This is a genomic window from Stenotrophomonas sp. YJH_SMC_73, assembly GCF_059370155.1.
Map to the genome: position 1 here is coordinate 66,905 of NZ_JCAFTJ010000002.1, position 12,777 is coordinate 79,681.

Consider the following 12,777-nt stretch of genomic DNA (forward strand, 5'->3'; position numbering starts at 1 on the left):
GCTCGGCTCTACAGGAACACGGCGGGCGGCCATACGCCGCCGGCGGGTGACGCGGCGCTGTCGACCTGTTAACTTGCGCGCCACTTTCGTGGTTTACAGCATTCCCGCATGTCGCTTCCGTCGTACCGCCCTCACCCGTCGCTGCTGTTCCTGGCTGTTTCCCTCGCCCTGGCTTCCACCGCCGCCGCCGCCCCGCAGGCCACCACCCTCGATGCCGTGCAGGTCACCGCTGCCGCCGATGCCAGCGCGCAGGCGCGCGAGGCCCTGAAGCGCATCCCCGGCGCCAGCAACGTCATCGACGTGGCCAAGGCCGACAGCCGACTATCCACCAGCGCCGATGTGTTGGCCTACCAGCCGGGTATCAGCGCGCAGTCGCCGGGTAATGAGGGCACCAGGATCTCGATCCGTGGCTCGGGCATCAACCGGGGCCCGGGCGCGCACGCCTCGGGCATTGCGGTGTCGATCGACGGCCTGCCACTGACCGGCCCGAGCGGCACGCCCTACGAGCTGCTGGAACCGCTGTGGCTGTCGCGCGTGGAAGTCCTGCGGGGCGCCAACGGCTTCGAGCGCGGTGCGTTGGCGCTGGGTGGTGCCATCGACTACGTCAGCCGCAGCGGTCGTGATTCGGCGGGCGTGCAGCTGCACTACGAAGCCGGCAGCCGTGGCTACCAGAAGCGCGGCATCAGCTGGGGCGGCGTCAGTGGTGATGTCGACTACTTCCTGGCCTACACCGATACCGAATTCGACGGTTACCAGCGTCATGCGCGCGGCGACGGCAAGGGCGCGATGGCCAACATCGGCTGGCAGATCACGCCCGACCTGCAGACGCGTTTCTTCGTGCGCTACCGCGAAACCAATCATGAAACGCCCGGTCGCCTGACCCGCGATCAGATCCGTAACGATCCGCGTGCCGCGAATGCGGCCAACCTGGCCATCGATGCGCGTCGCCCGCAGCCGGGCAGCACCTGGGTGGGCAACGTCACCACGCTGCAGATCGATGAAGACTCCTCGTTGCAGGCCGGGCTGGTCTATCACACGTACCCGATGGACTTGAACGAGAGCCTGTACCGGCAGCAGCTGGACTACGCCAACCTCAACGCCACGCTGGACTACCGCCGCCGCCACCGGCTGTTCGGCCTGGACAGCGAAACCACGGTCGGCCTGCGCGTCACCCACGATCTGGACGCCGACGTGCGCGAGTCGCTGCGCTTTGCCAGCAACGGCTATGCCGCCGGCACGCGCACGCGTGACTTCCGCCACCACGGCACCGACAGCACGCTGCACGTCAGCAATACCCTCGCCTTCAATGACCGCCTGCGCATGCAGGCCGGGCTGGCACTGATCAACACCGGTCGCGATGTGCAGGTGACCTGGCCGAGCAGCGGTGGCCGCCTGCGCGACCACGACTGGGACCATGCGCCGCGACTGGGCTTCACCTGGCAGCACAGCGCCCAGACCCAGTGGTTCGGCAACCTCAGCCGCTCGGTGGAGGCGCCGCACCCGTGGTCGATGATCTGGGGCTCGAACCAGTACTTCGGGCCAGGCAATGGCCCGTCTACCGGCCGCCAGCGCGCGCCGGTGCCGATGCAGAACCAGACCGCCACCACGCTGGAACTGGGCGCGCGCGGTGACGCGGCGCTGGGCCGCTGGGAACTGACCGGCTACTACGCGCACGTGAACCACGAACTGCTGAGCGTTGAACTGCAACCGGTGCCGAACCTGTTCATCGCCGAGAACAACGCCAGCCCCACCGTTCACCGCGGCATCGAGGCCGGATTGGACAGCACGCTGTGGCAGGCTGCACCGGGCCGGCTGTCGCTTCGCCAGGCCTATACCTTCAGCGATTTCCGCTACCGCCACGACGGGCGTTTCGGCAGCAACCGCCTGCCCGGCCTGCCGCGCCACGCCTACCAGGCCGAGCTGCGCTTCGATCATGCATCCGGCCTGTACGCCGCGCTCAATACCGAATACGCCTCGCGCATCGCCGTCGACTACGCCAACAGCTACTGGGCCGACAGCCATGTGATCTTCGGCAGCCGCATCGGCTACGACGCACCCGGTGGCCGCTGGCAGGCCTGGGTGGAGATGCGCAACCTCGGCAACCGCCACTACGCCGCTACGGTCACGCCGGGTTATGACGACGCCGGCAAGGATGTCGCGCGCTCGACCCCGGGCGAAGGTCGTGGCGTCTATGCGGGCATGCGCTGGCGCTTTGACTGATTGCCGTAGGCGGCGCCGGGTGTGATCCGGCGCCGCCGTTCCAGTGTCAGCCGATACGCCAGGCCGGCAGGCGCTCGCTGCGCTTCCAGATGGAAGGCGCCAAGCCGATCAGCACCAGTGCCGCCAACCACTTCGGCGAGGTACTGAGCAGTGTCGAGGTGAGCGAGCCATCGGCGGGGGCGGCCATTTCCTGCCACGGGTTGTAGCCCAGGTAGACGACGCTGCCAGCCCACCACAGCAACGCCAGACCGACACCCACCAGCAGCAGGGCCAGCGTGCGGCAGGTCCAGCGCTGCGAGGTAGTGCCCCATTCCCGCGACGCCGCGGTCAGCAGGCCCACCACCAGCAGCGACACCAGTGCCACCAGGCCGATATCGACCTTGGTTCCAATGCGCTCATAGGTACAGGCGCGGCACTGCGCCTCTTCCGCGGCGGTGGCGGCTTCGGCGCCATCGGCCTGCCCGGTTGCGGGCTGCGCCAGGGCTGCAAACGGCAACAACGCCGCCAGCAGCGTCACCATGATCCAACGAAACAACGTCCTGTTCCTGCGTGCAGCGACATCCATGCGCTCTTCCTCGTCAGTGGTTGTGTGTCCCAGTGGGCGTCCGGCCATCCAGCGCCCCTGTTTCAGATGCAGTACGACAAGCTCCCGATAGGTGACACCGCCGGGACACGAATCCCGGCCGACCGCGATCATAGCCCACTGTTCAGTGCAGCTGAAAACGGGGCGGGTCCAGGCGATATGAAGGAGCCAACCGCACTCCCACCCTGGATGACCTGCAGCAGATGGCTCGCACCCGGCACGCATTCCTGCGCGAGCCAGCCCAGCACGGCGAAAAACAGCAGCAGGCCGAGCAGCGGCCAGATCGTATGCGACACGCATACCCGCCACCATCCCTGTTCCTGCATGCCCTGCATGCGAGGCGATGGGCTGCCACCGCCCACATCCTGCGACAGTCCCTTCAGTACGTTGCCCAGCGCCAGCGGATCCAGATCCACACCAGCAGCAGGAACACGCCATAGGCCAGCAACACGGCCATCGGGTAGCGAAGCAACATCGCGTCGATGCCGGCCCGGCGCAGCAGGTACGAGGCAAGGAATCCGGCCGCACCGGTCAGGGCGACGATCAGCGCCATCTGCAGGCGTGGCCAACCCCGCTGCTGCAGGTACCGGCGCGCACGCACGACTTCGCTGCCGTGGTTTACGGGCAATTTCAGTGGACTGCGTGAAAAATGGCGCGAGCGCTTCATGCCGCCGCGAGGGGGCGGGAGGCAGCGCGGCCAGGGACCTCGGGAACCTGATACTGCATGCGGACATCCTTGCCGGGCACGCGTAGGCGGGGCGGATTCCAGCGCGATGGGGCCGTGGGTCCATCACCCACAGGCCGCACTGGCGCCGGCCTTGTACCCGCGCGCCGGCGGCTGGATCATGACTTTCCGCTACGAAAAAGTATGCTCTACGGCATGCACGTCTCCCAGCTCACCCGCTCCACCGCCCTCGTGATGTTCGTTCCAATGATTGGCCTCGCCGGTTGGGGTTCGTGGTTTGGTAGCCGCTGCATCAGCGATGGCTGCCTCGGCGTCCTGGTGGCATGGCTTGCCGCCGTGGCCACCTTTGCGGTGCAGGCGTTGCTGGTGCTCCCGACGCATGCCTGGGCCCTCAAGCGGCAGGGATCCCCCGCCTCCCGCAGCTACCTGCGTTGGTTGGGCGCGTCGGCCATCGCTGCCTTCCTGCCCATCGGGCTCGGCTGGGGCTATCTGATGATCTTCCGATGACCTGCTGCGCGTCTTCCGCACGCGGATAGCCGGATCAAGGACGCGCGGCCGCCTTCAGCAACTGCGCTGCCACCTGGTCGAACGGGGCGATGTCCTGCAGTGCGCGGCACATCGCAACCGCACCCTCCACACTCGCGATCACCAGGCTGGCCAGCTCGTTCGCAGCCGACTGTTCGTGGCCGTCGGCAATGAAGGCTGCGGCGAGATGCCCCTGCCAGCGCGCGAACACTTCGGCAGCGGCAACGCGTGCCTGGCTGGGCACGGCCTCCACCGGCTCTTCCACTGCCGCGGCCAGCACCGGACAGCCCGCGCGGAACCCGGAACGCAGCAAGCGCTCACGCCACATCGCCAGGAACTGCGGCAGGCCCTGCACCGCCCCCCCCTTCAGCAGCTCCACCAGCAGCGTTTCTACCTTGTCGCCAGCCATGTGGGTGGCGCGCGCCAGCAACTCCTGCTTGCCGCCGGGAAAGTGGTGATAGGTGGAGCCCAGCGGTGCCTCGGCCAGCTTGGTCACCTCACGGATGCTGGTGGCATTGAGACCCACGCGCGCCAGCATCTGTGCCGCAGCATCAATCACGCGTTGTGGCGCATCAGAGGGGCGCGGGCTCACGGCAGGCTCCTTGCCAGGACAGTCGTCATAGATTAGCTTACCGGCGATTCTATAACAGTCGTCATAACCATGAATCTCTGGTTCCGCCTGCTCCACCTGCTGCTGTGCAGCCTGTTCCGGCCGAAGCTGGAGGCGCCGTTCGGGGTCTCGCGGCTGCAGTTCCGGGTGCTGCCCAACGACCTGGACAGCAACCTGCACATGACCAACGGTCGCTACTGGAACATCTTCGATCTGGGCCGGCTGGACCTGATCCTGCGCATGGGCCTGGGCCGGGTTGCGCTGCGCGAGAAGTGGGCACCGATCGTCGGCGCCGGCACCATCCAGTTCCGCCGCGAGCTGAAGCCGTTCCAGCGCTTCACCCTGGAAACGCGCCTGGTGGGCTGGGTCGGCTCGCGCGGCATCATGGAGCAGCGCGTGCTGATCGGCGCCGAGCAGAAGATCGCCACGCGCGCGCTGCTGGTCACCGGCATCTACGACCGGCGTGCGCGGCAGTTCCTGGCCATGCCGAAGATGATGGAAGCGATCGGCGTGGTCGCCCCGCCGTCGCCGCCGCTCAGTGCGGCCGCCGAAGCGTTGCTGGCCGCCGATGCGGCGTTGAAGCAGGACGACGCCTGAGCTTCAGGGGGCCGCCACCGGCACCGCGTGCGGTTCGCGCGACACGACCTGGGTGCGCCCTCCCACGTGCAGCACGTACTCGAAGGACTGCCGCATGCGGCTGTATGCGCCGCCATCCGGCACGCCGTAGTTGGCACCCACGCTGAGGGTATGCCGGCCCGGCGGCAACGGCTTGAGCATTACCCAGTAGCCGTCGGCGGCGGCCAGCCGAGAGTGTTCGTCGTCGGCATCCATGCGGAAGCAGCCTTCGCTGCGGACCCGATGCCTGCGCATGTCGCCCAGTGGCTGGCCGTCCAGCAGCACCACCGCGCTGATCAGGTAATCGTTGTTGACCGCCGCCCCCGCCTGCAGCTCCTTGCAGGACACAGCCTCATCCACCTGGTAGTGCGCCATGCTGATGATCGGCAGCAACAGGTACTTGCCAGCCGGCACCACGCATTCGCGATGTGGCCGGAAACGGCCATTGGTGCCGGCCAGGTTCCAGACCGGGCCTTCCTGGCCCAGATCACACACACGGCCATCCGGGTCGAGATAGGGCGCGCCGCCCTGGCCGTCGGCCCAGCGCCACCAGCGGGCGGTCCATTCGGCCAACGAAACGCCGCCCACCGGTTCACGCGTCAGCGGCGAAGGCACCGCCGTGTCTGCACTGAACGCCGGCACGGCGGCCAGCAGCAAGGCCATCGTTGCGCCAGTGCGGCAAAGCCATCCCTGGATTCCCTTCCGCATCACCCACCCCATCGTTCCTGGCGGCCACGCGGCGTGGCCAGCTTCGGCGCCACTGTACCTTGGCGGGCTGGATCCTGTGCAGTGCGGGTACTGTGCCTACTCCAGCGCCATTGCGCGCTTGACCGCCGCCTCGGCCAACGGCGCCATCACCGCATAGCCCTTCGCCGTGGGATGCACGCCGTCGTCGGCCAGCTGCGGATCCAGCCCTCCGGCGGCATTGGCCATCGGCGTGTAGTAGTCCAGATAGACCAGCTGCTTCGCATCGGCATAGCGCTTCAATGCCGCGTTCAATGCGCGCACCTTGGGCGCAGGTGCCGTGCCCGGCAACCACGGGTAATCGCTGACCGGCAGCACCGATGCCAGCACCACGGCAATGCCATGTGCACGAGCCAGGTCCACCATCGCGTGCAGGTTGTCTTCGATCATCGCCTGCGTGGACGGGCCGGTGTTGCCGGCGATGTCGTTGGTGCCAGCCAGGATCACCACCACCCGCGGCTTGAGTGCCAGCACGTCCTGCGGGAAACGCACCAGCATCTGCGCCGTGGTCTGGCCGCTGATCCCGCGATTGAGCCAACCCTTGCCGGGAAAGAACGTCGCGCTGCCCTCCCTGCCCCAGCCTTCGGTGATCGAGTCACCGAAGAGCACCACGCGTGGTTGCCCCGGTACGGCGGCAGGCAGTCGCGCGTTGGCATCGCGGTAACGCTGCAGTTCCGGCCAATCGGCCAGGCGCTGCTGCATGAAGCGCACCTCGTCCGGGCGCAGTCGCTCGACAGGTTCCACCAACAACGGGTTGACGGCGGGCACGTCGGCCGCCATCCCATGGGCGCTCATCGCGCTACCGAGGGCAACCGCGGCCAGGCCAGCGGACAAGGAACGCATGGGGTCTCTCCGTTGAATGTCTGCGCCAGTCTAGCGCGCGGCCCCGCGCTCAGCGTGCCGCCGACCGCGCCGCCACGCCGGTCACCTTGGCCGGCATCCACATGCCTGGCGTCCAGCCACTGGCGGCCAGGATCGCCTTCGGGTTGTCCTGCTGGATCAGCGCACGCACCGCGTCACGCTTGTCCTTGGCCTGCAGGTAATAGGCCTTGGCGATGCGATAGCCCACCCAGTAGCCCAGATCATAGGGTTCCTGCGAACCGGGCCTGTAGTTGTACAGCCACGGCGACAGATCGGTGCTGTCCACATCCAGTGCGAAGGCGCTTTCGATATGTACTTCCCGGCCACGGGTCCAGGCCGCGTGGCGACCGTTGCCGACATTGCCGGAAATCAGCTCGCCGATGAACTCGGCGATGCCTTCGCCCAGTGAAACACGCAGCACCGTCGCATGCGGGTCGCCCGGCTCGACGTCGGTCAGGCCGGTCTGCTGGATGTGCACGTACTCGTGCGCGATCACGTGCACGAAGCGGTCCTGCACATTGGGATTCATGAAATCGGCTGCGCACAGCGCTTCCAGGCCGATGATCACCCCGCTCTTGGAGGTCAACCCGACCGGTCGGCCGCGGCCGACCGCGATGGTCACCGGCGGAAACGCGGCCTGCGGATAGATCGCCTGCAGGTTGCCGAACACCTGCACCAGGCGCTGCTTCACCGCCGGCAGCTCTGCAAGGCAACCGCGTCCCTGCGCATACACCCCGGGCTGGCTGGCAATGGCCTCGGCCATACGCTCGGGCGTGACCCGGCGCGCCTTCGCCAGTTCACCCAGGCCCGGACTGCCTTCGGCCAGGTAACCGGCCAGCTGGGCGATGCTGGGCTTGCCGCCGGTGCTGTCGTAGAGCGCGTAGAAGCGGCTGGCATCGGTGGTGAGGATCTGCGGCCCCGGCGGGGTTCCCGCCGACGCCACGCCGACCGCCCCGGCACAGGCCAGGGCAAGCAGGCAACGCAGGAAACTGGACATCGCTCCGTCCTTGGTGGAGTGCATGCGAAGCGCGCAATCTACCACTCCGCCCCGGCCACCGCAGCGGGCACATGCAGGCCCTTCGGGGCTGTGCCAGACTCACTCAGGCACCTGCCATGGATGATGGAGCACCGCACGATGATGATCGTTCCCGCGTACTGGGCCGAAGCCCGCCTGCAGGCCCGTTTCCGTGGCCGGCCGATGGTCGTGCGCCGCTTCGGCTGGTCCGACGAGGGGCCCGCCCAAGCCCAGGCCCACGCCGACGCACGTGCCCATGAAGCCCTCAACGCCATCATCGCCGGGCAGGTGCTGCCGCGTCGCGAAGTGCGCAGCAACTACGGTGTGGAGGGCGTGCCGATCCGCGAGCAGATCGTACAGCGCGATGGCGATGTCATCATCACCCGCAACAGCTATGGCGCGCTGTGCCTCAACAGCCCCGACGTGCTGTTCGCCGACATCGACCATGCGCAGCCACCGGCTGGATGTGTGATACCGGCCATCGTCGCGGCGGTCGTGCTGCTTGCCGGCGCCGTCATCGGCACCGTGCTCTGGCATTGGCTGATGGGCCTGGTACTGGGTGTGGCGGCAGTGCTGCTGGTCAACGCGGCACTGCTGATGCGGCGGAAGCAGCGCCTGGCCGCTGCCGGCGGTGCTGAAGGGCTTGCGCTGAAGCGCGTGGACGCCTTCAGCGAGCAGCATCCCGATTGGCATCTGCGCGTCTACCGCACCCCGGCGGGGCTGCGCGTGCTGGCGATGCATGCCACGTTCTCACCCGAGGACGAGCAGCTCCAGGCATTCTTCAAGGCACTGGGCACCGATACCCTGTACGCGCGCATGTGCCGGCTGCAGCATTGCTTCCGTGCCCGACTGACACCGAAGCCGTGGCGCGTCGGCCTGCGTTATCGCATCAGGCCACCGGTGGCTGCGTGGTCAGCCGAACAGGCCAACAACCCGGACCGGTTGGCCTGGATTGCCGATTACGAAAAGAAGAGTGCCGGCTTCGCCGCCTGCGCCTACCTGCGCAGCTTCGGTGATACCACCCGGGTGCATGCCAAGGCCGAGCATGTGCGTGACCTGCATGACCGGCTGTCACGCGCGCAGGATCGCCTACCGCTGGCGTGAGAGTGGCAGACGCTCAATCAGCGCCCTGCACGAACGGCTGCCCTGCCAAGGTAGTGCCCAGCTGCACCGCGATCTGCTGCCCGCCCTTCTCGAAGGTTGTCGCGCACTGCTTTCCGCCCTTCTGGCATCCGACTTCGGGAAAGCCCTCAAGTGACTCGGGGGCGCCCTGTGCCGGACTCGCCTGCCAGCCTGCCGCATCCAGCAGGCGCTTGGCCTTGGCATAGGGCATGCCGGCGACGATGCCCAATTGCGTCAGCTCAGCAGGAAACGACTGGGCATGGGCCGTTGAAACCAGGGCCAACGACAACGTTGCAGCAAGGAGAATGGCTTTCATCGCAGTGACCTGAAACGAGCTATCAGGTTCAGCCTAGATCATTTGCGTGGCGTGCGAATGTGCCGGTAACACGCCGTTACCGTGTCTCCACGGTTGATTTCAGGACATGTGCAATTGATCACATGGCGGATTCCCTGCCCCTGGCGCCACAGTCCAGCGACTCCATCGCGAGATCCCTGCGCAGCCGGTCATGCAACCAGCGCGTCTGGAAACGCCTGCGTGAGTCTTCCCCTTCCGGCAGCAGGGCAATCACCGCTTCGCTCAGTTCCGGGTGCCACTGCTCCTGCGCGTTGTCCAGGTCCTGCTGCTCGAAAACCACCGAGGGCAGGCGTTTCCAGGGCAGCATCATTACCTTCTGTGAGGTCGACACCAGCACCACATCCGGACGCCCCGGCCGGCTCACGACAACCGTCATCATCGGCACATCATCGGTCCAGAGCCCGGAGAAATGGCGGTCGACACGCGACTGCAGGCTCCGTCCGGACAGCGCCTTGCGCGCCCACGCGCGCTGCTGTGCGAACGAGCAGGCATCCGTGTCCAAGCTGTGCAGCCCCGGGTCCAGGGACAGTATTTCGGCGCGATCCAGCCGCGAAGCGATCCGCTGCACCGCGGCCGCCCTGGTCAGCGGGGCGGTCTGAAGCGCGGTGTCGAGCGCCGCCATGGCGCCAAACGGCAGCAGCTCCGGCAATCGCGCCTTGCCGTCGGGCCTCTCCACCACCTGCACGCGGGTGGTCAGGCCATAGGCATCGCGCCGGATCACCCAGTGCTCCGATACCGAGCCCCAGCCGTACCAGTCGTATCTCACATCGACGCTCATCTGTGGCTGTGCCGCCATCGCCGCAGACGATGCGCACACCGCTGTCAGTCCCAACAACCAAGTCTTCATGGAGCTGCCTTGCCTCTGGGGTTCCGACGAACGGCAGCCGAGCATGGGCTCGGCTCTACAGGATGCAGGAAGGCCGCTCTGAGGCGGCCTTCCTGTTCCTTCACTTGGCGTTCTTCACGTAGGTATCGAACCAGTTCAGCATTTCCGCCACCAACTGTTCGTTCGATTCCAGCGCGGTGTACCAGTGCGGCTCGTTCGGCAGCATCACCAGCCGGGTGGTGCCGCCGTTACCGCGGATCGCCTGGTACAGCTTGCGCGACTGGAACGGCTCGGTGCCCGGGTTGGCGTCGTCCTCGCCGTGGACCAGCAGCAGCGGCAGCTTGATCTTGTCGGCATAGAAGAACGGCGAGGCCTTCAGGTACACGTCCTGCGCCTGCCACACCGAGCGACGCTCGTTCTGGAAGCCGAACGGGGTAAAGGTCTTGTTGTACGAACCGCTGGTCGCCACACCGGCCTTGAACAGCTTGGTGTGCGCGATCAGGTTGGCGGTCATCAGGCCGCCGTGGCTGTGGCCGGTCACGCCGATGCGGTTGCGGTCAACCACGCCCATGTCCACGGCCTTGTCCACCGCCGCCTTGGCGTCGGCTTCCAGCTGCTCCAGGTAGGTGTCGTAGGCGTTCTTCGGATCGCCCACGATCGGGAACGAGGCGTTGTCGATGATCGCGTAGCCGGCCAGCAGCATCAGGCGGTACGGCTGCAGGCGGGTGAAGGTCTGCTGCGAACCGGACACCTGCCCCGCCTGCGCGGCGTTGGCGAAGTCGGCCGGATAGGCGTACAGGATCGCCGGCACGCGCTGGCCTTCCTTGTAGCCCGGCGGCGTGTACAGGGTGAACGACAGGTCCACGCCGTCGGCGCGCTTGTAGGTCACCAGCTGCTTCTTGATCTGGCGCACTTCCGGTGTCGGGTCGACCAGCTTGGTCAGTGCGGTCGCGGTGGACGCGAACTGCGCCTCGCCGGCCTTCGCATCAGCCACCGCCTCACCCTGCTGGCGGACGAAGGCATTCGGCGGATCGATCACCGACTGATGCCAGGTCAGGTAGCGGCCCGGCGTGTTGCTGAAACCGAGGAACTGTTCGTAGGCGTCTGCACTGCTGCGGAACAGGCGCTCGCTCTTCAACGTGGCCAGGTCGAGGCGGTCGAGGAACGGACGGTCGCCCTGCGGCGAGGCACCGCGGCCGCTGAGGAACACATGGTTGCCCTCACGGCGCACCACCTGCGCGCCATTCGGCAGGCGGGTGAAGACCAGATTGCCAGGGTTGCCGTACAGCTCATCGCTGGACATGTCCCACAGCAGGCGGCCTTCCTTCTTCGGCTGGTCCACATCCACGATGCGGGTCTGCATCCAGTGACGATTCTCGTCGTTCTCGTACTGGAAGGCCACGGCCGGATCGGCGGTCCACGCGAAGCCTTCGAAGCGCTGCGCGGTGCGGGTGATTTCGGTCGGCTTGCCGTTGAACGGCGCCTTCAGCATCAGCACGCGATCGCGATGCGGCACGTTGACCTTCCAGTCGCCCTTGTCCAGCGCTTCGGCGTAGACCAGGGTAGCCGGATCGGTGGCGCGCCAGTCGAAACCGCGCGGGCCTTCCGGCACGCCGTGCACCGGCACGCGGTCGGCCAGCGGGAGGCTGGCGATCGGCGTGCTGCGGCCACTGCTGATATCCAGCACGGCCACGTCGTTGGCGAAACGCTGGTAGGTCACCGCGTGCGAATACGGTGCCTTGATCGATTCAGTCAGCACGTGCACGCCATCGGGCGCGGCGCTGACTTCGTTGAACAGTGCCGGCTGCCCGACCGGGCGCACGCTGCCTGCGGCGGTATCTACCACGGCCAACTGCGAGGCACCGTAGTAAGCGAACAGCTTTTCGTCGTGCACGCTGGTCAGCGTGTCGCGGGCCTCATAGGTGCTGCTCTCGCCACTGCTGCCCAGCGACTCCTGTGCATCCGGGCCGGTCGGTACGCCGCCGTTGGACGGTGCCGGGCCCTGGTTGGCCGGTACCAGTTTCACCAGCAGATTCTGGCTGCCGCCCAGCCACTGCACGGTGTAGCCGAAGATCGGGTTCAGCTGCACGTTCGGCACCTGCTTCACCTGCCCGGTGGCCGCATCGCCCACCCACAGCTGCACGCTGGTATCGACCGCATTCTGGAAGGCGAAATGGCTGCCATCGGCCGACCAGAGCGCGCCGGTGGCACAGCCCTGCGGCAGGTTGACCTTGGTCTCCTTGCCACTGCCGATGTCGACCAGGGTGAAGTCGGCCACGCAGGCCGGAATGCCATAGCCACCCGGGGTGTCATGGCGGCTGCGGTTCTTCGGCTCCAGCCGCACGCCGGCCAGCTTCAGGTAGGGCTGGGCCACGCGGCTGATCGAGGGGTAGGTCTGCGCGGTGGTCAGCAGCAGGCGCTGGCCGCCCGGGGCCACGTTCGGCGCCGGCGGTGGCGGTGCCTTCAGCACCTTGAGCAGGTGTTCCGGCGGCTTGGCGTAGTCGGCCAAGGCCGGGCCAGCGGCCAACAGGCCGACGGTGGCAACGGCAACAGCCGCCGCCAGAGAGGTTCGACGGATCAGCATCCTTATCCCCTGGGTGTGAATGGGTACCCGGA

At 67.1% G+C, this 12,777-nt stretch carries 14 protein-coding genes; 4 read left to right on the top strand and 10 right to left on the bottom strand.

What is annotated here, in order from left to right:
* Positions 1 to 108: 108 nt before the first annotated feature.
* Complete coding sequence (locus tag AC5P8R_RS03565) at positions 109 to 2,220, top strand: TonB-dependent receptor family protein (RefSeq protein WP_495222999.1); 2,112 nt, start codon at positions 109 to 111, stop codon at positions 2,218 to 2,220.
* A 46-nt stretch (positions 2,221 to 2,266) separates the two neighbouring features.
* Here the strand turns inward: AC5P8R_RS03565 and AC5P8R_RS03570 are convergent, their stop codons facing one another.
* The 3 genes from AC5P8R_RS03570 to AC5P8R_RS03580 all read right to left on the bottom strand — a co-directional run bounded on the left by AC5P8R_RS03570 (position 2,267) and on the right by AC5P8R_RS03580 (position 3,431).
* Positions 2,267 to 2,785 carry a hypothetical protein gene (locus AC5P8R_RS03570; RefSeq protein WP_134967225.1) on the bottom strand — a complete coding sequence of 173 codons (519 nt, stop codon included), beginning with the start codon at positions 2,783 to 2,785 and terminating at the stop codon, positions 2,267 to 2,269.
* 128 nt (positions 2,786 to 2,913) lie between these two features.
* Positions 2,914 to 3,219 carry a hypothetical protein gene (locus AC5P8R_RS03575; RefSeq protein WP_401728674.1) on the bottom strand — a complete coding sequence of 102 codons (306 nt, stop codon included), beginning with the start codon at positions 3,217 to 3,219 and terminating at the stop codon, positions 2,914 to 2,916.
* Positions 3,183 to 3,431: a hypothetical protein gene (locus AC5P8R_RS03580; RefSeq protein ID WP_495223000.1), complete on the bottom strand. Its 249-nt coding sequence runs from the start codon at positions 3,429 to 3,431 to the stop codon at positions 3,183 to 3,185. The genes AC5P8R_RS03575 and AC5P8R_RS03580 overlap by 37 nt, the downstream gene beginning before the upstream one ends.
* Before the next feature lie 252 nt (positions 3,432 to 3,683).
* Here AC5P8R_RS03580 and AC5P8R_RS03585 point away from each other — a divergent pair, with 252 nt between their 5' ends.
* Entirely contained in the window at positions 3,684 to 3,995 is a 312-nt protein-coding gene (locus tag AC5P8R_RS03585; protein ID WP_227863918.1) for a hypothetical protein, read from the top strand.
* 34 nt (positions 3,996 to 4,029) lie between these two features.
* Here the strand turns inward: AC5P8R_RS03585 and AC5P8R_RS03590 are convergent, their stop codons facing one another.
* Positions 4,030 to 4,605: a TetR/AcrR family transcriptional regulator gene (locus AC5P8R_RS03590; protein WP_014647633.1), complete on the bottom strand. Its 576-nt coding sequence runs from the start codon at positions 4,603 to 4,605 to the stop codon at positions 4,030 to 4,032.
* A gap of 69 nt (positions 4,606 to 4,674) precedes the next feature.
* Here AC5P8R_RS03590 and AC5P8R_RS03595 point away from each other — a divergent pair, with 69 nt between their 5' ends.
* A complete protein-coding gene (locus tag AC5P8R_RS03595) occupies positions 4,675 to 5,220 on the top strand; it encodes a thioesterase family protein (protein WP_014647634.1) in 546 nt (181 codons plus the stop codon).
* 3 nt (positions 5,221 to 5,223) lie between these two features.
* Here the strand turns inward: AC5P8R_RS03595 and AC5P8R_RS03600 are convergent, their stop codons facing one another.
* The 3 genes from AC5P8R_RS03600 to AC5P8R_RS03610 all read right to left on the bottom strand — a co-directional run bounded on the left by AC5P8R_RS03600 (position 5,224) and on the right by AC5P8R_RS03610 (position 7,840).
* A complete protein-coding gene (locus AC5P8R_RS03600) occupies positions 5,224 to 5,901 on the bottom strand; it encodes a hypothetical protein (protein WP_495223001.1) in 678 nt (225 codons plus the stop codon).
* 141 nt (positions 5,902 to 6,042) lie between these two features.
* On the bottom strand, positions 6,043 to 6,825 hold the full coding sequence (locus tag AC5P8R_RS03605) for an SGNH/GDSL hydrolase family protein (protein ID WP_014647636.1): 783 nt from the start codon (positions 6,823 to 6,825) through the stop codon (positions 6,043 to 6,045).
* A gap of 49 nt (positions 6,826 to 6,874) precedes the next feature.
* Positions 6,875 to 7,840 carry a DUF2268 domain-containing putative Zn-dependent protease gene (locus AC5P8R_RS03610; protein WP_032962009.1) on the bottom strand — a complete coding sequence of 322 codons (966 nt, stop codon included), beginning with the start codon at positions 7,838 to 7,840 and terminating at the stop codon, positions 6,875 to 6,877.
* 138 nt (positions 7,841 to 7,978) lie between these two features.
* Between AC5P8R_RS03610 and AC5P8R_RS03615 the strand changes: the two genes are divergently transcribed.
* The gene (locus AC5P8R_RS03615; protein ID WP_336357231.1) at positions 7,979 to 8,962 is read left to right on the top strand and encodes a hypothetical protein; all 984 of its coding nucleotides are present in this window, start codon (positions 7,979 to 7,981) and stop codon (positions 8,960 to 8,962) included.
* A gap of 13 nt (positions 8,963 to 8,975) precedes the next feature.
* Here the strand turns inward: AC5P8R_RS03615 and AC5P8R_RS03620 are convergent, their stop codons facing one another.
* From AC5P8R_RS03620 to AC5P8R_RS03630, 3 genes are all read right to left on the bottom strand, one after another.
* Positions 8,976 to 9,296, bottom strand: coding sequence for a hypothetical protein (locus AC5P8R_RS03620; protein WP_041863592.1), 321 nt, complete (start codon positions 9,294 to 9,296; stop codon positions 8,976 to 8,978).
* A 118-nt stretch (positions 9,297 to 9,414) separates the two neighbouring features.
* On the bottom strand, positions 9,415 to 10,113 hold the full coding sequence (locus AC5P8R_RS03625) for a hypothetical protein (protein WP_232503914.1): 699 nt from the start codon (positions 10,111 to 10,113) through the stop codon (positions 9,415 to 9,417).
* A 169-nt stretch (positions 10,114 to 10,282) separates the two neighbouring features.
* Positions 10,283 to 12,745 (bottom strand): S9 family peptidase, encoded by a 2,463-nt coding sequence (locus tag AC5P8R_RS03630; protein WP_111207043.1) that lies wholly within the window; start codon positions 12,743 to 12,745, stop codon positions 10,283 to 10,285.
* Between the last annotated feature and the right edge of the window lie 32 nt (positions 12,746 to 12,777).

Coding starts and splice junctions, on each gene's coding strand:
- AC5P8R_RS03565 (WP_495222999.1), top strand. CDS start 109: ATGTCGCTTCCGTCGTACCGCCCTCACCCGTCGCTGCTGTTCCTGGCT.
- AC5P8R_RS03570 (WP_134967225.1), bottom strand. CDS start 2,785: ATGGATGTCGCTGCACGCAGGAACAGGACGTTGTTTCGTTGGATCATG.
- AC5P8R_RS03585 (WP_227863918.1), top strand. CDS start 3,684: ATGCACGTCTCCCAGCTCACCCGCTCCACCGCCCTCGTGATGTTCGTT.
- AC5P8R_RS03595 (WP_014647634.1), top strand. CDS start 4,675: ATGAATCTCTGGTTCCGCCTGCTCCACCTGCTGCTGTGCAGCCTGTTC.
- AC5P8R_RS03600 (WP_495223001.1), bottom strand. CDS start 5,901: ATGGCCTTGCTGCTGGCCGCCGTGCCGGCGTTCAGTGCAGACACGGCG.
- AC5P8R_RS03605 (WP_014647636.1), bottom strand. CDS start 6,825: ATGCGTTCCTTGTCCGCTGGCCTGGCCGCGGTTGCCCTCGGTAGCGCG.
- AC5P8R_RS03610 (WP_032962009.1), bottom strand. CDS start 7,840: ATGTCCAGTTTCCTGCGTTGCCTGCTTGCCCTGGCCTGTGCCGGGGCG.
- AC5P8R_RS03615 (WP_336357231.1), top strand. CDS start 7,979: ATGATGATCGTTCCCGCGTACTGGGCCGAAGCCCGCCTGCAGGCCCGT.
- AC5P8R_RS03620 (WP_041863592.1), bottom strand. CDS start 9,296: ATGAAAGCCATTCTCCTTGCTGCAACGTTGTCGTTGGCCCTGGTTTCA.
- AC5P8R_RS03625 (WP_232503914.1), bottom strand. CDS start 10,113: ATGAGCGTCGATGTGAGATACGACTGGTACGGCTGGGGCTCGGTATCG.
- AC5P8R_RS03630 (WP_111207043.1), bottom strand. CDS start 12,745: ATGCTGATCCGTCGAACCTCTCTGGCGGCGGCTGTTGCCGTTGCCACC.